The organism is Hymenobacter rubripertinctus, assembly GCF_003583925.1.
Classification (GTDB): domain Bacteria; phylum Bacteroidota; class Bacteroidia; order Cytophagales; family Hymenobacteraceae; genus Hymenobacter; species Hymenobacter rubripertinctus.
In genome coordinates this window covers 25,806-44,257 of sequence record NZ_QYCN01000032.1, presented here as the reverse complement: position 1 = coordinate 44,257, position 18,452 = coordinate 25,806, and the positions used below count along the sequence as shown (strand labels likewise).

The following is an 18,452-nucleotide window of genomic DNA, read 5'->3' as shown; positions in this document are numbered from 1 at the left end:
GTCGGCACGGCCTGAATCTGTTGCGCCAACTCACCCGGCCACATACGGCCCCTGACCAGCCGCTGGCACGCAAAATTCTGAACCTACTGGATGTATTTAGTCGCTATCTTGCTCGTGGACAACCCACTAAAATAGTAGGGTAGAGTAAACCCACGCAAAAGCCCCTGACGATTTTCCGTCAGGGGCTTTTGCATTTATTCTCAGATGGAAGTTAATGAAGAAGCGGGCCGCGTAGTTTCACTCATTCACTCATTCACTCATTCACCCACCGACCAGGCCGCTGTGGGATTCGTCGTCGATGCGTTTGGCGGCGCGCACCAGGCTGCTACTGAAGATGAACTCCTTGAGCTCGGGCACTTCAGCGTTGAGGATTTCGTCCTTGGTGCCATCCCAGAGCTTGAGGCCCTTATAGAGGAAGATGATGTGGTCGCCGATTTCCACCACCGAGTTCATGTCGTGGGTGATGATGACGGTGGTGATGTTGTATTCGTAGGTGATTTCCTGGATTAGCTCATCGATTTTGATGCTCGTGAGCGGGTCGAGGCCGGAGTTGGGTTCATCGCAGAACAGGTAGGTGCAATTGGCGGCAATGGCGCGGGCGATGCCCACGCGCTTTTTCATGCCGCCCGATATTTCGGAAGGCATCTTCTCACCAGCGTTTTCGAGGCCCACGCGCTTGAGACAGAACTCCACCCGGTCGCGGCGCTCTTCGCGGGTCATTTCGGGCGTCAGCATCTGGAGCGGAAACTCCACGTTTTTGGCTACCGTCATCGAGTCGAACAGGGCCGAGCCCTGGAACAGCATCCCGATTTTGCGGCGGATTTCCTGCCGGATCTGGACTTTGTTGTTCGTGTACACCGTGCCATCGAACGTAATGCTGCCTAAATCTGGCTGCATCAGGCCCACAATGCACTGGAGCAGCACCGATTTGCCGGTACCCGAACCGCCCAGCAGCAGGTTGCACTTGCCCGTCTCGAAGGTGCAGGTAATGCCCTTAAGCACGGGGTTGCCATCAAAACTCTTCTGGACGTTATGAACTTCAATCATGGAATTGAGGTGATGGCTGTTCGGCTTTGGCTGCCGCCTATTAAACCTTGCGGGGAGAAACGAACCGCCGGCAGCCGGAAGCGAGCAGCTACCTGTTTACAAGAGAATGGCTGCCAGCGCGAAGTCGGCAATCAGAATGGCGATGATGGAGTTGTTGACGGCCGTGGTGCTGGCATTGCCTACTTCCAGGGCCCCACCCTCGGTGAAATAGCCTTTGAACGACGAAATAGCGGATACCAGGAAGGCAAAAACCACCGACTTAATCAGCGCAAAAACGATGTTGTACGGAATGAAATCGGTTCGGATTCCTTCGATGTATTCCTGGGCTGATACTGCTCCGGTGAGCGAACCTGCCAGATAGCCGCCGATGATAGACAGGGACATGGCCAGTATCACGAGCAGCGGAAACATGAGGATGGACGCCGTAATGCGCGGCAACACCAGGTAAGAGGCCGAGTTGATGCCCATCACTTCCAGGGCCGAAACCTGCTCCGTGATGCGCATAGTGCCCAGACCGCCCGCGATGCTGCTGCCCACCTTGCCTGCCAGCACGATGCTGGTGATGGTGGGCGCGAGCTCCAGAATCGTCATTTCGCGCACCATGTAACCAATGGTGCTCTTGGGAATAAGCGGATTGGTGAGGTTATAAGCAATCTGCACGCAGGTTACGGCCCCAATAAAGGCCGACACGATGGCCACAATGAAGATGGAGTTTACGCCGATGGTGACGCATTCATCAATGGTTCGCTTCCAGAGAACGGCGAACCGCTCTTTCCGGGTGAGCATACTCTGAATAAAGAGTAGAAACTGACCAAATGATTTGACCATAAATGCGGGAAAACAAAAAGGAAAAGCGGAAACTTGCAGGCGCGAACGGACGAGCGGCAGGCCCGCCCCGAAATACGCCCGGTTTACCTACGTAAGAACTGATTCAGGAATCAAAGGAATGCAAAAAAATATCGTTATCAGCGGCGGAACCAAAGGAATCGGCCGGGCGCTGGTGTTTCGTTTCCTGCGGGCCGGCTACCCGGTAGCCACCTGTGCCCGCTCCGCCGAGGACCTGGAAGCCCTGCGCGCCGCCGCCGCCGAGCTGGTGCCCGGGGCCGTGCTGCACACCCACGCCGCCGATCTGAGTGACCAGGCCGAAACCCGGCGCTTCACCGATTTCGTGCGTGCGCTAGGGCCGGTGGCGGTGCTCATCAACAACACGGGGGCCTTTATTCCTGGCCGCTTGCAGGATGAGCCCCAGGACGGTTCCCAGCTTCGGCAGATGCTGGCCGTGAACCTGCTCAGCGCCTACGATGTGACGCTGGCCCTGCTGCCGGGGCTGCTGGCGCAGGGGGAGGGGCACATTTTCAACATCTGCTCCACGGCCAGTACCACCGCTTACCCCAACGGGGGCTCCTACGGCATTGCCAAGCACGCGCTGCTGGGCTTCAGCAAAAATCTGCGCGAGGAGCTCAAAGAAGCCGGCCTCCGGGTAACGGCCGTGCTGCCGGGGCCTACGCTCACGGCCAGCTGGGAGGGAGTGGATCTGCCGCCCGAGCGCTTCATCAAGGCCGAGGACGTGGCCGACGCCATCTTTGGGGTCTTCAACCTCTCCTCCCAGGCCGTGGTGGAAGAGCTGCTGATCCGGCCCCAGCTGGGAGATTTGTAAGGCCAGTCGGGCCATACGCGGCGGCGGGCTACCTGCGGGCGCCCCGGCGCCCGTACGTGACGTACACGAAGTTGAGCAGGACGGCCCAGAAACCCAGCATCATTAAGCCGCTGAGCCAGGGCAGCAAGGGCCGCCAGCCCAGGCCTAACGCCAGGCTCCACAGGCCCAGACTGAGAGCGTAGCTGAGTTTGAGGACATCGAGGCGGGACTTGGTGACTTTGCGGGCGAACCACCAGCCGTAGAGGACAACCAAAGTCCCGCCCCCGCCCAGTAGCAGGGCCGAAGCGCCGGCCCAGTGCTGAAGCCGGAACAGCAGCCCCAGCAGCACCCCGATAACGGCTCCGCCAACCGGAGCAATAAGACAGCTTCGGCGCAACCTACCGTTCCAGACAACCCACAACAGCAGACCATATGCGGTGGCGGTAAGCAGGAGCTGGCCGGAGGTGTAAGCAGTAAACACAGCGTAGCGGCGGCGGCTATTCGGCCTGTAGCTTGCCCTTGCCCGTGACCTTGAGCAGCTGCTGGAGCGAGGTTGGGGCGGAGTAGAAGATAGTGCCGGTGCCGGCGTGGGTACCCGCCAGCAGGCGGCCGGGGCGCAGGTGCATGTTCCCGTTGCTGTCGAAGTTGGTTTGCAGGTAGGCGTTGCGGAGCGGGAAACCCTGGGCGTAGAGGCTGCCGCTGCCGCCCAGAATGTGGTGCAGCTCGTCCGTAGCCCCGCTCAGGTAGATGTCGCCGAGCTCATACTGGCTCAGGCCCACGTAGCGGCTGAGCAGGTTGAGGTGAAAGTCGCCGGCTCCCACCAGGTGGGGGAAGATGGTGTCCTGCCGGAACGCGCCCTGGGTGCGGATATCGGCCTGGCCGCGCAGGTAGATATCGGTCAGGTGGGGCAGGTGCAGCGTCACCTCCCGGGGCGTATCGTAGCGGCGGACCCAGTTGCAGCGGCTGGTGTTGCGCACCACCAGCTCGGAGCCGCTCACTTCGAGGCGGATATCGTCCTGGAGGTTTTTGCCGGCCCGCACTTCGGCGTAGGTGGCCGTATCCTGCACCAGCACAACGGCAATGTTGTCGTAGGTGGTGAGTACATGGAAGGGGGCGAGGACCCGGCGCTCGGTGACGATGTTGCCGGTGCTGGTGAAGCAGCCGGCCTCGTTGCCTTTGTCGCAGGCACTCAGTCCGCCGGCCAGGGCCAGGATGGCGGCCGTGCGCAAAACCCGCCCCAGCACGTTACCTTGCACCTTCAAACGAACTTCACGCATTTTACTTCGCTAACTATGGATCTGAGCGGCAAGGTAGCCATTATCACAGGCGTCAGCAAAGGCATTGGGCTGGCCACCGTGGAGGCTCTGCTGGCCAAAGGCATGACAGTAGCCGGCTGGGGCCGCACCGCGCCCGCCGAGTTTCAGCACCCGCGCTTCCACTTCATTGAGTGCGACGTGCGCGACGAGAAATCGGTGCAGAAAGCCTTTGCCGCCACCGTGAAGCAGGCCGGCAAAGAAGTGCACGTGCTGGTGAACAATGCTGGTTTGGGCATTTCGGGCGAAGTCGATGGGTTTTCGTCCGACGACTGGCGGCTGATGTTCGATACCAATGTGCACGGCACCTTCTACTGCACCCAGGCCGTGCTGCCCGCCATGAAAAAGCAGCAGCTGGGCCACATCTTCAACATCAGCTCCATTGCCGGCACCACCGGCATCGAGAAGATGGCCGGTTACTGTGCCTCCAAGTTCGCGGTGCGCGGCTTCTCGCAGTCGTTGTTCAAGGAAGTGCGCCGGGACGGCATCAAGGTAACCTGCATCTACCCCGGCTCCACCCAAACCAACTTCTTCGACGACATTCCCGGCGTGGAAGCCAACGAAGGCATGATGCAGCCCCAGGACATTGCCGATACAATGGTGTACGCGCTGGAAACACCGTTCAACTTCCATTTGGTGGATATTGAAATGCGCCCGCTTCAGCCGAAGAAGTAGGCACGCTAACCCAGTTGTCATCCTGAGCGGAGCGAAGGACCTTATCACGAGTGAACAGATAGCACGTAAGTGATAAGGTCCTTCGCTCCGCTCAGGATGACAACTGGGCGGCAACTGGACACTGGCAACTGAATAATATGGTAGAAGTTCAGCACCTCACGAAAACCTTCGGCGCCCAGGCCGCCGTGGACGACATCAGCTTCTCGGTGGGCAAGGGCGAAATCCTGGGCTTTCTGGGGCCGAACGGGGCGGGTAAGTCCACGACCATGAAAATGGCGCTGGGCTATCTGCCGCCCTCGGCCGGCACCATTGTGGTGCAAGGCTACGATGTGCGGACGGCCCCGCTGGAAGTGCGCCGCCGGGTGGGTTACCTGCCCGAGCACAACCCGCTCTACCTGGACATGTACGTGCACGAGTACCTCGAATTCATTGGCTCGGTGCACGGGCTGGGCGGCAGTAGTCTGCGCCAGCGGGTGCGCCAGCTGGTCGAGCGCGTGGGGCTGGGCCGGGAGCAGAACAAGCAGATCGGCGCCCTCAGCAAGGGCTACCGCCAGCGCGTGGGCCTGGCTCAGGCCCTCATCCACGACCCCGGCGTGCTCATCCTCGACGAGCCCACCACCGGACTCGACCCCAACCAGATTGGCGAAATCCGCCAATTGATCCGCGAGCTGGGCCAGGACAAAACCGTCATCTTCAGCACCCACATTCTGCCCGAAGTGGAAGCCCTGTGCAGCCGGGCCGTCATCATCAACCGGGGCCGCCTCGTGGCCGATTCGCCCGTGTCGGAGCTGGGGGCGCGCGCGGCCGGCGAAACCATCATCCGTGCCGAGTTCGAGCAGTCCATCGACGTGACGCCGCTGCTGGCCCTGCCCGGCGTGCAGGCCGTCGAACTGGAAACCGGTACCACCTACCGTATCCGCGCCCGCGCCGGCTCCGACCAGCGCGGGGCTATTTCCCGCCTCGCCGCCGCCCAGGGCTGGGTTTTGCTGGGCCTGCGGCAGGAAGAACAGAGTTTAGAACAGGTGTTTCAGCAGTTGACGGAAGGCGGGAAGGAGTGAAGGGCATTCTTCTTCGCCACTCCAGCCACTCCAGCTCACTCCTTCACCGAGTCATTCCTTCACTCACTGCCCAAATGCTTGCCATCCTTCGCAAAGAATTCAACAGCTTTCTGAACTCGCCCGTGGCCTACGTGGTGCTGGGCGTGTTTCTGGTGGCTACCGGGCTGTTCGTGTGGGTGTTCCCGGATAGCGCGGTGCTCGATTACGGGTTTGCCGATTTGCAGACCCTGTTCAGTACCGCGCCCTGGGTGTTTCTGTTCCTGATTCCGGCCCTGACTATGCGCACGTTTGCCGAGGAGAAAAAGGCCGGCACGATGGAGCTGCTGCTTACCCGCCCGCTCACCGACGCGCAGATTATCGGGGGCAAGTACCTGGCCTGCCTGCTGCTGGCCCTGCTGGCGCTGGTGCCCACGCTGCTTTACTACTACTCGGTCTACCAGCTGGGCAACCCCGTCGGCAACATCGATTCGGCCGCCACGGTGGGCTCCTACCTGGGCCTGATGCTGCTGGCGGCCGTGTTTGCGGCTATCGGCGTGCTGGCCTCGGCCCTCACCCGCGACCAGATTGTGGCCTTCCTGGCTGCCGTGGTGGGCTGCTTTCTGGTGTATACCGGCTTCGACTCGCTGGCCTCGGTCTTCGACGGAGCCCCGGCTTACTACATCGGCCAGCTCGGCATCGCGGCCCACTACCGCGACCTGAGCAAGGGCCTCATCGACTCCCGCGACCTGCTCTACTTCGGCAGCCTGATTGCCGGCGCGCTGCTGGCCACCCGGCTGGTGCTGCAAAGCCGCAACTGGTAGATTTTTGGATTGAGCTGTTAGCTGTTAGCTGATGGCTGTTAGCTTTTCGTGCTGATAGAATGAGTGAATTCGACCAGCCGCTGAAAGTGATTTGGAACGACTTTTTAAGGTGCATTCGTGGGTACGGAACCAGAACAAGAGCGAACAGCGAACAGCTCTCAGCTAACAGCTCAAGAAAAGCCGATAGCTCAAAAAAAGCGCGACCTCACGCGTTTCGGGCTGCTGCTCGGGGCGCTGCTGCTGCTTAATTTTCTGGGTAGCCTGTACTTTTTTCGGCTTGACCTCACGGAGGAAAAGCGCTACACCATGTCGGGGGCCACCAGGGAGCTGCTCGAAAACCTGCCCCAGCCCGTCACCGTCACGGTGTACCTCGACGGCGAGTTTCCGCCGGCTTTCCGCCGCCTGCAACAGGCTGTGCGCGAAACCCTGAACGAGATGCGCGTGTATGGCGGCGCTAACCTGCACTTCGTGTTCATCGACCCTTCGGCGGCCGGTACCGAGCAGGCCCGCAACGAAGCCTACCAGGCCCTGTTCAAAAAGGGCCTCAACCCCACCAACCTGGGGGCCAACGACAACGGCCAACGCACCGAGAAAATCATCTTTCCCTGGGCCGTGGTAGCGGCCGGGGGCAAGGAGGAGAAAGTGCTGCTACTGCGCGGCAACCAGGCCGCACCCGCCGATGTGCGCCTCAACCAGAGCATTGAGGGCCTGGAATATGAGCTGGCCAGCGCCATCCGCAAGCTCAGCCCCGGCCAGCGCCGCCGCATTGGCGTAGTCGAGGGCCACGGCGAGCTGAGCAACCTTGAAGCCGGCGACCTGATTGGTTCCCTGAGCCAGGACTACGACGTGTTCCGGGTGAACCTGAGCCAGTCGAAGCCCGAGGCGCTGGCCACGCTCAGCGCCGTTATCGTGGCCAAGCCGGCCCGGGAGTACTCCGAAGTCGAGAAGTTCAAACTCGATCAGTTCATCACGCGGGGCGGCAATGCGCTGTTTTTCGTGGACGCCATGCGCGTGAACCTCGATAGCGCCAGCCGGGGCGGCATGCTCGCGTTTCCCCAGAGCCTGGGCCTCGACGACCTGCTGTTCAAATACGGCCTGCGCATCAACCCCGACCTGCTGCTCGACCTCAACTCGGGCGCCATTCCGCTCGTGACGGGCGTGAGCGGCGACAAGCCCAAAGTGGAGCCCATGCCCTGGCAGTTCTACCCGCTCATCAACAAGTTCAGCCCCCACCCCATCACCCGCAACCTCGACGCGGTGTACACCAAATTCGTGAGCAGCATGGATACGGTGAAGGCCACGGGCATCCGCAAAACGCCCCTGCTGTTCACCTCGCGCTACACCCGGGTGCTGCCCTCGCCCGTGCCCGTCAACCTCAACGACGCCCGTCTGCCGCCCGACCCCAAGCTCTACAACACCCGGTTCAAGCCCGTGGGCTACCTGCTCGAAGGCCAGTTCCGGTCCCTGTTTGCCAACCGCGCCGAACCCGGCACCACCAGCTTCCAGCCCGAAACCAGCCCCCAGGCCCGCCCCGCCAAAGTGCTCGTCATCTCCGACGGCGACTTCGTGCGCAACGACATCGACCCCAAAACCGGCCGCCCCCTGCGCCTGGGCTTCGACCGCCTCGCGCCCACCGAATTCGCCAACCGCGAGCTGGTCCTCAACGCCGTCGATTACATGCTCGACCAGTCGGGCCTGATTACCGTACGCGGCAAGCAAATCACGCTGCGCCCCCTCGATAAGCTGCGCGTATTAGCCGAGCGCCGCCGCTGGCAACTCCTGAACCTGGGGGCGCCGCTGGTGTTGCTGGGCCTGTTCGGGCTGGTGCGCGCCTGGTGGCGCAAGCGCCGGTACGCGCGGTTCTAGGGAAGTATTAAGTAGTTGGTAGTGAGTATTGAGACAGAAATATGCTCGGCGAATTCATTGCTGAAGCCCTTTTCGAAGGCCTGTTAGGCTCCTTGTGGCGCGGAATAAAAGCCAGTATCGGCTTCGTGTTTCTCTACCTGTGCTACTGGCGGCCGCAGCGGGTGCGCACGCAACTGGCGGAGCGCTACGGCAACCGCTACGCCACGGCCGGTGCGGCGGCCATGCGGGCCGTGCTGGAAGGGGTGGGAGTGGGGTTGCTGCTGGTGCTGGGAGGAGCGTTGTTGCTCCTGCTCGTGAGGGCGGCCTTTCAGCTGCTGTGGTAGTGGTAGGGTATTCTTCAAAAGGGGAAGAATACCCTACCAAAAGGGTAGGTTATTTTTTTGGCGTAGAAAAATATCCTACCTAACCACTGCGCTATATCCGGCGAAGCGGGTGCCCCGGCAACCGCTCAGCGAACGGACTGCGGCGGTGCTGGATAGTTGGAACCTCAGACTGCGCTGCGTACAGATCGGTGAGCCGTGCCCTTTGCGGTAGCCGAGACGTGAATTGTTGCGTGGCCGTCTGAATAATTTCAAGCCGCCAAACTGTCCGCCACCACCATCGCCTGCCATTAGAAAACCCCGGCCATGTTGCCTATCTTTGCCTGCTACCCAAAACGCCTCCAACTCAACTGCCTGATATGAAGTTCATCGTCTCGTCTTCCGCCCTGCTCAAGCAGCTCCAGAGCATTAACGGCGTGGTTACGAACAACCCCGTGGTGCCCATTCTGGAGAACTTTCTCTTTGAAATTGAGGATGGCAAGCTGACGATTACGGCTTCCGACCTGGAGACGAGCATGATGACGGAGCTGCCCGTGGAAGCCCGCGAAAGCGGCCGCATTGCCGCCCCCGCCCGCATCCTGCTCGATACGCTCAAGAACCTGCCCGACCAGCCCGTGACCTTCACCCTGGACGAGGAAACCTACACCATCGAAATTGCCAGCTCCAACGGCCGCTACAAGCTGGCCGGCGAGAATGCCACCGATTTCCCCCGCGTGCCGGTGGTAAAAGGCACGGCTCCGGTCGAAATGCCGTCGTCGTCGCTGAGCCGGGCCATCAACAAGACTATCTTCGCCGTCAGCACCGATGAGCTGCGCCCGGCCATGACTGGCATTCTGGTGCAGCTGGCCGACAACCAAGTAACCTTCGTGGCCACCGACGGCCACCGCCTGCTGCGCTACCGCCGCTCCGACGTGGGCGCGGGCCAGACCAGCAACATCATCATCCCCCGCAAGGCCTTCAACCTGCTCAAGGGCGCGCTGCCCTCCGAGGCCACGCCGGTACGCATGGAGTTCAACGCCTCCAACGCCTACTTCAGCTTCAACCAGATGCGCCTCGTATGCCGCCTGATTGATGAGCGCTACCCCGATTACGAGAACGTGATTCCGGTCAGCAACCCTAATAAGCTTATTATCAGCCGCCAGGAGCTGCTCAATTCGGTCAAGCGCATCAGCATTTACTCGAACAAAACCACCCACCAAGTGCGCCTGCGCCTCGCGGGCTCCGAGCTCACGGTTTCGGCCGAAGACCTCGATTTCAGCAACGAAGCCAACGAGAAGCTGGCCTGCCAGTACGACGGCGAGGACATGGAAATCGGCTTCAACGCCAAGTTCCTGCAAGAGATGCTGAGCAACATCGACTCCGAGGAAATCACGCTGGAGCTGAGCACGCCCAACCGCGCCGGCCTGCTCATGCCCACCACCCCCGACGACCACGAGAGCATCCTGATGCTGGTGATGCCCGTGATGCTCAACAACTACGTCTGATCACAGATGGCGCAAATGGCGCAGGTAACGCAGATGCGGACGACTCCTGTGCCAGTGCTTTAAAAACTGAACCAACACTCCTGAATTATAAGGATGAGCGAGGCGTAGAGGCGTAAGAAATCGTCCGCATCTGCGTTATCTGCCCCATCTGCACCATCTGTGATGAAGAAATCCGAAATCCGCTTCAGTATTGCCCTCGACGACCAGAAAGTACCCGAAGCCATCAGCTGGTCGGCTACCGATGCGGGACCCGATATCCATTTTGCCAAAGCCATCAACATTTCCCTCTGGGACCGTGATGAGGCGGGCACGATGAAAATCGACCTCTGGACCAAGGATATGCCCGTCGATGAGATGAAGCATTTCTACGTCGACACCATCGGGGCCATGGCCGAAAGCGTGCTTACGGCCACCAACGACTCGTTTATGGCCACCAAAATGCGCGAGTTGTGCCGCCAGCTCATGGACCACATCGAGGAAGAGCAGCGCAACCAGAAGTAACCGGTTGTTTCACCACAGTTCTGTTGCTACAGAACTGCTGTCGAACAGAAAGCCCCGTCAGCGTATTGCTGACGGGGCTTTCTGTTACAGTTAAATGCTGAGGCGGACTGCGGGGGCTACTTCGCGGTGCGGGCCGGTCCGATGGTGGCTCCTTTGCTGCTGACCGGCGCCGGATCTTTCACCGACTTCACGAAGGCATCGTTGGTGGCCTGGGCTTTGTAGCTCATGCTGAAATCGTTGTACTCACGCCGCGAACCGTAGTAGCTGCTGTACTGGTCGGTGCTGAGCACGGCTTGCAGCTCCTGGTCACGCTCCTTGCACACGGCATCGCACTGGTCCTTGATGAGCTTGTCGTTGCCGGCGTTCTGCTGCAAAATAGCAACTATCCGGGTCTGCTTATCGTTGTTGATGGCCTGCAAGCGCGTTTTCTGGTAGCCGTTCAGGTGCAGGTCACGGGTCATCTGGTACGAGAGCTCCCGGGCGTGCTGCTGCACCGGGTTTAGGCGGGGCGAAGACTGGGTTTTATCCTGCTTGGTAACCAGGGGTGCCCGCTGTTGGGCGTACAGGCTAACGGAAGTCAGGAACAGAGCGGAGGCAAGGGCAAGTATCTTTTTCATGGGAGAAGAATAGCGTGAACGGATCGGGTTCGGGCGCACCGGGTCTGGCTGAGGGCGTAAAACCCGGCGCTTGCTCTCTGCTAACGAAAAATTGTGCCAGCGAGTTTACTTCCCGCTGTGTTGCTCCGCGCGCTTAAAACGCGTTCTTCCACATCATCGACTCCACCGGCTTCATGGTGCGCTCGTTGTATTTGGCTCCGGGCTTCCGGTTGTAGAGGTTCTCCACCTCCCCTTCAACCGTGAAATAGATGAGCTGGCCCACCGGCATGCCGTGGTAAATGCGCACGGGCATCGACACGCTGATTTCCAGTGTCCAGGTGTTGCAGAAGCCGATGTCGCCCTTACCGGCGGTGGCGTGGATGTCGATGCCGAGGCGGCCGACGCTGCTCTTGCCCTCCAGAAAAGGTACGTGCGCGTGGGTTTCGGTGTACTCCTCCGTCACGCCCAGGTACAGCGTGCCGGGTTGCAGCACGAAGCCCTCGGCCGGGATTTCGAAGCCGTCGATCTGGTTGTGCTTGCGGGCATCGAGCACGGCGTCGCGGTAGGTAGCCAGGTAGCGGCCCAGGTGTACGTCGTAGGAATTGGTGCCGAGACAGTTCCGCTCATAGGGCTCAATGACGATGGTGCCCCGCTCAATTTCGGCGAGAATCTGCTGGTCGGAAAGAATCATTTTTTCAATTAAAAAGTAAGAGTTAACAATTGAAAATGAATTGAAAAAAGAGCTCAAGTCTGCCTGAAAAGGTACAGGAACGAGCAATTTTTAATTCTTCACTTTTAATTTTCAATTAGTTGTCCTCCTCCTCGTAGCGGTCTTCGGGTAGGGCGCTGGAGCGCCGGCGGGAGGCCTGGGGCTGCGGCTCCTCGGGCAGGGCCGCATCGAGGCGGCTGCGCAACGTGGGCAGCACGCTGGCAACCAGGTAGAGCAGCAGCAGGAAGGAGCCGCTGGCGAGCATCAGGGAGAGGTAATCCATCCAGTCGTGGCGGGGGGCTACGTCGAGGGGGCGCGGCCCGGCGTAGGGCGCGGCCAGGGCGGCTTCGGGCTGGGGCTGGGGGTCTTCGGCTACGCTGGCGGGGGCGTCGAGGGCGGCGGGGGCGGCCCCGTCGGCGGGCGGTACGGTGGCCCCATCGGCGGCCACTTCCTCCGGGGTGGGGTCCTGGGAGGCGTTGAACTGGGCCGCGCCCTGCTTGATGATGCGCTGGAGGTTGCGCACCAGCGAAACCCGCTCCTCGCGGGGCAGCACCCGGATGAAGAACTCGAAGTTGCGGTCGACCAGCAGGCTATTGAGCTGCTTTTCAAACTCCATCAGATCCGTGCGGCCCTTGCCAAACTGGCCTTTGAAGCGCTCGGAAACGCCGTTGTAGTTGCGGAACAGCTTCTTGAGGTCGTCGCGGCCGAAGAAGTTGTCGAATTCGCGCCGGGCTTTTGCCGTGCGCAGGCTGGCCGGGAATTTGGCCCGGGTGAACGACTTATCGTAGACCGTTTCCATGGTCCGGTAGTTCAGCTCGTCCACGGTCCGCTCGAACAGGCGCTTGTTAGCGGCAGTGGGGCCGGCCGGCTGGGCCGGCAACAGGGCAGGCAGAGCGAGCCACAGCAACAGAAAAAGCGGCAGTAGCGGGCGGAATCGGGGCATGAGAACTCGATAGGTTACCGCAAAGGTCGCTGATTTTAGCTCGTTTTTCGTTGTTTGGTCTTCGTTTTTCGGCAGCAGGAAATCACCGCCTCCAAAAAACGAAGACCGAACAACGAAAAACAAAACGCTACAGCCCGTGGGCTTCCTTCATCGACTCGCGGCAGGCCGTGAGGTAGTGGTCCACGAGGTCGTCGGTGATGGCCGTGCTCACGAACAGGGCTTCGTAAAGAGCCGGAGCCAGGTAGATGCCCCGGTGGAGCATGGCCCGGAAGTAGCGGCCGAACGCCTCGGTGTCCGACGTTTTGGCCTCGTCGAGGTTGGTTACGGGCTGATTGGTGAAAAAGACGCTGAACATAGAGCCCACGCGGTTGACGGTGTAGTTCAGGCCCAGGTCGGCGCAAATCTGGCGGGTGCCGTCGGCGAGGCGGGCCGTGATGCGGTCCAGCTCGTCGTAGAGTTCGGGGTGCTCGTGCAGGTAGGTGAGCTGGGCAATGCCGGCGGCGGTGGCAATGGGGTTGCCCGAGAGCGTGCCCGCCTGGTACACCTTGCCGGCCGGGGCCACCTGGTCCATAATATCCTGGCGGCCACCGTAGGCTCCCACGGGCATGCCGCCCCCGATAATTTTGCCCAGCGTCGTCATGTCGGGCACCACGCCGAACAGCTCCTGGGCACCGCCCCGGGCGAGGCGAAAGCCGGTCATCACCTCATCAAAAATAAGCACGATGCCGTGCTGGGTGCATAAATCGCGCAGGCCCTGAAGGTAACCAGCGGCCGGGGCCACCAGGCCCATGTTGCCCACCACCGGCTCCAGAATGAGGGCCGCGACTTGGCCTTCGTTGGCCAGAATCAACCGCTCGGTGGCGGCCAGGTCGTTGTAGGGAGCCGTGAGCGTATCCAGGGCTACGCCCTGGGTGACGCCGGGCGAATCGGGGGCGCCCAGCGTGAGGGCGCCCGAGCCGGCGGCAATCAGGAAGGAGTCGCCGTGGCCGTGGTAGCAGCCTTCGAACTTGATGATTTTGTCGCGCCCCGTGTAGCCCCGTGCCACCCGGATGGCCGACATGGTGGCCTCGGTGCCCGAGTTCACCAGCCGCACTTTCTCGATGCTGGGCACCATCTGCTTGATAAGCTCGGCCATTTCGACCTCGCGGCGGGTGGGCGCCCCGAACGAAAGCGAGTGCTCGGCGGCGGCACGCACGGCTTCTACTACAATGGCGGGGGCGTGGCCCAGAATCATCGGCCCCCAGGAGTTGATAAAATCCAGGTACTGGTTGCCGTCTACGTCGGTGAGCCAGGCCCCTTTAGCCGACTGCATGAACACCGGGTGGCCGCCCACGGCCCGGAAGGCCCGCACCGGCGAGTTCACGCCGCCCGGAATGTGGCGCTGGGCGCGGGTAAATAAGGTATCGGAAGTAGCAAGGTTGAGCGTGGGAGCAGATTGAGCGGGAGCGGACATGGATACTGGATTGGAATGAAAAACAGTGTTTTCGTTATTGCGACGGAGGAAGAATCTGGGGTAATTGCCCTGAACGACGCCGTTCAATGACTTCACCCAGATTCCTGCTTCGTCGGAAGAACAGTACGTACAACCTACCGGAAGCCCACTGGGTTCAGCACTTCCACCTCCAGGCGTTCGAGCTTGGTGATGGGCACGTACTGGTTGTCGTGGGCACCTTCGGGGTAGCCGATGCCCTGGAATACGGCCCCGGAAACCGGCCCGCTGCCCGCCAGCGGCTGCTGGAAGGCCGGCCCGGACTGGTGGAGCTGGCTGCCGAAGTAGTAGAGCAGCTCGAAGCCGGTGAAGGCAAACACGGAGGGCGGCAGGTTCTGCTGCTGCGTATACAGCTGCCGCACCCGCCGTACGCCCGCGCTGTTGCGGTCCAGGTACTTGGGGTGGACAAAGTACACGTCGCGGGAGTCGAGCTGGTCGAGGGCGAGACGGTTGTTATCGAGCCAGGAGGCGTAGGTCAGCAGGGGCGGCCTGGCACTCTGCACGCGCAGGGCCGAGAGGGTGTAAACGCCGGCCTTGGGGTTGTCGGAGGCAACGACGAGCTGGCCGATGGTTTTCAGATCAACACCCGCGAAACCGGCGGCCAGCGACGCGTCGTCGTCGGAGTTGATGCGCCGCAGCTGGAGCACTTTGCCGCCCAGGGCCTCGTAGGCCTGTTTGTAGGCCAGGCCGAAGGCTTCCTCGTCCTTGGTGTCTTCGTAGAGCACCAGGGCCGTGCGGGGGCCGCCCAGGCGGGTGTAGGCAAACTGCGCCGCCTGCCGGGCCTGGGTGGCGGTGCTGGGCTCAAACAGGTAGTGCCAGGCGTTGTCGAGCACCAGGCTGCCGTCCTGGGAGAGGGGGTTGACCACGGCAATCTGCTTTTGCTGGGCGTAGCGGGCCAGCAGCTTGGAGCCCGATTTGTACACCGGCCCGATGATAAGGTCCAGGCCGGCCAGCTCGGGCAACGCCAGCAGCTGCTTGAGCTGGAGCGTGTCGGCCCCGGTGTCGTAGGCGAAAAGCTGAACCGGCCGGCCCTCGCGCTGCAACGAATCCTGGGCCAGGCGCAGGCCGGCGTACAGGTCGGTCACGAACTGGTTTTTGCGGCGCTTTTCCCAGCTGGGGTCGTTGAACTCGAAGGGCAGCAGCACCCCGATGTTGTAGCTGCTCTTTTTCACGGCATTGGGCCGGGGCGTGTAGGCGGCGCGCGGGAGCTGAAACCGGCTGATGAGCTGGTCGAGCTGGGCCTGGTCGGCGGGCGTGTACCAGCCCCCGTTCACCAGCTTGTCGGCGTAGGCGCGGGCCAGGGCGGCATCCTGGGGGTTGTTTTGCAGCAGGCTCTGGAAGCTGGCCTTCTCCCTGACTCGGGGCAAGTAGGCCGCTTCCATGTTGGCCCGCTCGGGGGCCAGGGTGGCGGCCGGCAATTGGCCCAGCACGCGCAGGGCATTCTCGAAGTCGTTTTGCTCAAACGAAATCTGGCCCTGCAAAAACAGGGCTTCGGGCAGGCCACTCCAGCTGGCGTAGCGGTTGCGCAGCAGGTTAAGCATCTGCTCGGCTTCCGCCCACTTTTTGGCCCGGCTGGCCGCCACCGCGTACAGATACGCCGCTTCGGGGGCGCGCTCGAATTTGCCGGCCGGGTTGGTGAGGGGCTCCAGCTCCTGCATGGCCAGCTCGAAGCGGCCCTGCTCCACCAGAATCTTCCCGTTTTTGTAGCGCAGCTCCTGGTCGGGCGAGCCCAGGCCGGCGGGCAGGGGCGGGCCGGCCGGTTGGGCTACCGGTTTGGCCGGGGCCGGCCGGACTCCGGGCTTGGCCGCCGACGTAGCGGCCGCAGCGGGGGGCTTGGCCGGCGGTTGGCGTAGGGCGGGGCCGGCGGGTTGGGCGGCCGGCTTTTGCTGGGCCCGCAGGGGCGGAGCGAAGGCCACGCCCGCGCAAAACAAAGCAGTAGGCAGAAGAGCAGATAACCTCATAGAGCGAGGAGCCAGGGAAAAAGGCGGCAGGAACCGCGGAGTCGCAACCAGCGCGACCCGCCCGGCAAAGGTACGGAGCGGCGGCCGGGAAGCCGCGCCCGCCCCAACGCCCATAGCCGCAGTGCTTACCAGGGCCGGGAAGCTTTTAATGAAGAATTAAGCGCGTTTTAACGCTAAATTAAGCTCCATTTAATCTGGTCTTAAGATCGGCTCTGCCTGGTCGTAGTACCTTTGTAGCACCTGTTCGTGGGGCTTCCGTACGGTTCCGGCCACCTGCAACGGCCGGAACCGCCCCCCACTGCTCCCCCGATTTTTCCTGGATTTTTTCCGCTTATGGCCTCTTCCGATCCGGCTTCGCTCACCCCTGGCCAGCGCCTCTGGCACCTGCTGGCCTCCGAGCGGCGCGACATCACCTACCTCTACATCTACGCCACCCTCACGGGCCTCATCAGTCTGACGCTGCCGCTGGGCGTGCAGTCGGTTATCGGGTTCGTGAGCAGTGGCAGCGTCAGCACGTCGCTGGTGGTGCTCATCGGCTTTATCGTGTTCGGCACGTTTGCGGTGGGGGCCTTGCAGGTGATGCAGCTCTATCTGGTCGAATTCATTCAGCAGCGGCTGTTCGCGCGGGTGAGCTTCGATTTCGCCGTGCGCCTGCCCCGGGTGCGCACCGAAGCCCTCGACGGCCAGTACCTGCCCGAGCTCATGAACCGCCTGCTCGATACGCCCACGCTGCAAAAGGGCCTGTCCACGCTGCTGATTGAGTTCTCGGCGGCGGCCCTGCAAATCCTGTTCGGACTGATTCTGCTCTCCTTTTACCACCCCATCTTTATTGCTTTCGGGTTGCTGCTGGTGGGGCTGTTGGCCTTGCTCATCCGTTTCACCGGCCGCCACGGCCTGGAAACGAGTTTGGCCGAGTCGAAGTACAAGTACCGGGTGGTGGCCTGGCTCGAAGACGTGGCCCGCACGGTGTACACCTTCCGCCACGCGCCGCGCCAGAAGCTGGTGCTCAGCCGCACCGACGACCTGGTGGGCGGCTACCTCACGGCCCGCCAAAGTCATTTCAAGGTGCTGCTGACCCAGTTCTGGGGCTTCGTGGCGTTCAAAACCCTGATTACGGCCGCGCTGCTCGGCATCGGGTGCTGGCTACTCATCACCAAGCAAATCAATATTGGTCAGTTCGTGGCCGCCGAAATCGTGATTATCCTCACCATCTCGGCCGTGGAAAAGGTGCTGCTCAAGCTGGATGTAGTGTACGACGCGCTTACTTCCCTCGACAAAATCGGCCACGTGCTCGATTTGCCGGTCTTACAGGGCCATGCGGGAATCCAGGAGCTGCCGCTGGCCACCACCCGCACCGGTTTGCGGGTGGAGCTGCACGAGCTGCGCTACCAGTTTCCGGGCAACGTTAAAGCCACCTTCCAGGACGTGTCGCTGACGCTGAACCCGGGGGAGCACCTGGGACTGGCCGGCCCCGACGGCTCGGGCAAAAGCACCCTGCTGAGCGTGCTGGCCGGGTTGCTCGAAGACTATACCGGCGTGCTGGCCTACGACCGGCTGCCCCTGCGCGACCTGGCCCCCACCACCCTGAGCCGCCACGTGGCCGACAACATCTCCCACCAGAGCCTGTTTGATGGCACCCTGCTTCAAAACCTGACCCTCGACCAGCCCGGCATCAGTGCCGACGACGTGGCCTGGGCCCTGGAGCTGGTGGGCCTGCGCGACGAGCTGTACGCCCGCCCCCAGGGCCTGAACACGCCCGTGGGCGTGGGCACGCCCCTCTCCGACAGTGCCCGCCAGAAGCTGCTGCTGGCCCGCGCCCTCGTCAGCCGCCCCCGCCTGCTGCTGCTCGACAACCCGCTGCTGAACGTGGAGCGCGCGGAGCGCCAGCGGATTCTGACCCGCCTGCTGGCCCCCGACCAGCCCTGGACCGTGCTGCTGGCCAGCCACGAGCCCACGGTGCTGCAACGCTGTTCCCGCCTGGCCCTGCTGCGCGAAGGCCGTCTGATAGCCGACGGCGACTACGAAACGGTATCGAAACTACTGTGAGCAAGGGA

General features: G+C 61.9%; 18 protein-coding genes. 9 read left to right on the top strand and 9 right to left on the bottom strand.

Features of this window, described 5'->3' with window-relative positions; translation table 11 throughout:
* Window positions 1-261: 261 nt before the first annotated feature.
* Together D0T11_RS17395 and D0T11_RS17390 are read right to left on the bottom strand one after the other, a co-directional pair.
* Window positions 262-1,047, bottom strand: coding sequence for an ABC transporter ATP-binding protein (locus D0T11_RS17395; RefSeq protein WP_119657081.1), 786 nt, complete (start codon window positions 1,045-1,047; stop codon window positions 262-264).
* A gap of 96 nt (window positions 1,048-1,143) precedes the next feature.
* Window positions 1,144-1,875 carry an MlaE family ABC transporter permease gene (locus D0T11_RS17390; RefSeq protein ID WP_119657080.1) on the bottom strand — a complete coding sequence of 244 codons (732 nt, stop codon included), beginning with the start codon at window positions 1,873-1,875 and terminating at the stop codon, window positions 1,144-1,146.
* A 118-nt stretch (window positions 1,876-1,993) separates the two neighbouring features.
* Here D0T11_RS17390 and D0T11_RS17385 point away from each other — a divergent pair, with 118 nt between their 5' ends.
* On the top strand, window positions 1,994-2,704 hold the full coding sequence (locus tag D0T11_RS17385) for an SDR family oxidoreductase (protein WP_119657079.1): 711 nt from the start codon (window positions 1,994-1,996) through the stop codon (window positions 2,702-2,704).
* Between the two features lie 28 nt (window positions 2,705-2,732).
* Here D0T11_RS17385 and D0T11_RS17380 read toward each other — a convergent pair whose 3' ends face one another.
* Window positions 2,733-3,164, bottom strand: coding sequence for a hypothetical protein (locus D0T11_RS17380; protein WP_147374706.1), 432 nt, complete (start codon window positions 3,162-3,164; stop codon window positions 2,733-2,735).
* A 16-nt stretch (window positions 3,165-3,180) separates the two neighbouring features.
* The gene (locus D0T11_RS17375; RefSeq protein WP_119657077.1) at window positions 3,181-3,960 is read right to left on the bottom strand and encodes a GIN domain-containing protein; all 780 of its coding nucleotides are present in this window, start codon (window positions 3,958-3,960) and stop codon (window positions 3,181-3,183) included.
* Between the two features lie 15 nt (window positions 3,961-3,975).
* Here D0T11_RS17375 and D0T11_RS17370 point away from each other — a divergent pair, with 15 nt between their 5' ends.
* The 7 genes from D0T11_RS17370 (at window position 3,976) to gldC (ending at window position 10,700) form a co-directional block, all read left to right on the top strand.
* Window positions 3,976-4,671 (top strand): SDR family oxidoreductase, encoded by a 696-nt coding sequence (locus D0T11_RS17370; protein ID WP_119657076.1) that lies wholly within the window; start codon window positions 3,976-3,978, stop codon window positions 4,669-4,671.
* Between the two features lie 137 nt (window positions 4,672-4,808).
* The gene (gldA, locus tag D0T11_RS17365) at window positions 4,809-5,729 is read left to right on the top strand and encodes a gliding motility-associated ABC transporter ATP-binding subunit GldA (RefSeq protein WP_119657075.1); all 921 of its coding nucleotides are present in this window, start codon (window positions 4,809-4,811) and stop codon (window positions 5,727-5,729) included.
* Window positions 5,730-5,803: 74 nt separating this feature from the next.
* Complete coding sequence (gene gldF / locus D0T11_RS17360; RefSeq protein ID WP_119657074.1) at window positions 5,804-6,529, top strand: gliding motility-associated ABC transporter permease subunit GldF; 726 nt, start codon at window positions 5,804-5,806, stop codon at window positions 6,527-6,529.
* A gap of 117 nt (window positions 6,530-6,646) precedes the next feature.
* On the top strand, window positions 6,647-8,395 hold the full coding sequence (gene gldG / locus D0T11_RS17355; protein ID WP_245990988.1) for a gliding motility-associated ABC transporter substrate-binding protein GldG: 1,749 nt from the start codon (window positions 6,647-6,649) through the stop codon (window positions 8,393-8,395).
* A 41-nt stretch (window positions 8,396-8,436) separates the two neighbouring features.
* Window positions 8,437-8,718, top strand: a complete 282-nt coding sequence (locus D0T11_RS17350) for a hypothetical protein (protein ID WP_119657073.1) — start codon at window positions 8,437-8,439, stop codon at window positions 8,716-8,718.
* A 356-nt stretch (window positions 8,719-9,074) separates the two neighbouring features.
* Window positions 9,075-10,199 (top strand): DNA polymerase III subunit beta, encoded by a 1,125-nt coding sequence (gene dnaN / locus D0T11_RS17345; protein ID WP_119657072.1) that lies wholly within the window; start codon window positions 9,075-9,077, stop codon window positions 10,197-10,199.
* A 162-nt stretch (window positions 10,200-10,361) separates the two neighbouring features.
* Window positions 10,362-10,700: a gliding motility protein GldC gene (gene gldC / locus D0T11_RS17340; RefSeq protein ID WP_119657071.1), complete on the top strand. Its 339-nt coding sequence runs from the start codon at window positions 10,362-10,364 to the stop codon at window positions 10,698-10,700.
* A 116-nt stretch (window positions 10,701-10,816) separates the two neighbouring features.
* Here gldC and D0T11_RS17335 read toward each other — a convergent pair whose 3' ends face one another.
* The 5 genes from D0T11_RS17335 to D0T11_RS17315 all read right to left on the bottom strand — a co-directional run bounded on the left by D0T11_RS17335 (window position 10,817) and on the right by D0T11_RS17315 (window position 16,398).
* Window positions 10,817-11,317, bottom strand: a complete 501-nt coding sequence (locus tag D0T11_RS17335) for a hypothetical protein (protein ID WP_119657070.1) — start codon at window positions 11,315-11,317, stop codon at window positions 10,817-10,819.
* Window positions 11,318-11,450: 133 nt separating this feature from the next.
* Complete coding sequence (gene dcd, locus D0T11_RS17330) at window positions 11,451-11,987, bottom strand: dCTP deaminase (protein ID WP_119657069.1); 537 nt, start codon at window positions 11,985-11,987, stop codon at window positions 11,451-11,453.
* A gap of 115 nt (window positions 11,988-12,102) precedes the next feature.
* Complete coding sequence (locus tag D0T11_RS17325) at window positions 12,103-12,948, bottom strand: hypothetical protein (protein WP_147374705.1); 846 nt, start codon at window positions 12,946-12,948, stop codon at window positions 12,103-12,105.
* A 127-nt stretch (window positions 12,949-13,075) separates the two neighbouring features.
* A complete protein-coding gene (gene hemL, locus D0T11_RS17320; RefSeq protein ID WP_119657067.1) occupies window positions 13,076-14,401 on the bottom strand; it encodes a glutamate-1-semialdehyde 2,1-aminomutase in 1,326 nt (441 codons plus the stop codon).
* 134 nt (window positions 14,402-14,535) lie between these two features.
* A complete protein-coding gene (locus D0T11_RS17315; RefSeq protein ID WP_182888470.1) occupies window positions 14,536-16,398 on the bottom strand; it encodes an ABC transporter substrate-binding protein in 1,863 nt (620 codons plus the stop codon).
* A 333-nt stretch (window positions 16,399-16,731) separates the two neighbouring features.
* Here D0T11_RS17315 and D0T11_RS17310 point away from each other — a divergent pair, with 333 nt between their 5' ends.
* On the top strand, window positions 16,732-18,444 hold the full coding sequence (locus D0T11_RS17310) for a peptidase domain-containing ABC transporter (protein WP_119657065.1): 1,713 nt from the start codon (window positions 16,732-16,734) through the stop codon (window positions 18,442-18,444).
* Window positions 18,445-18,452 lie beyond the last annotated feature (8 nt).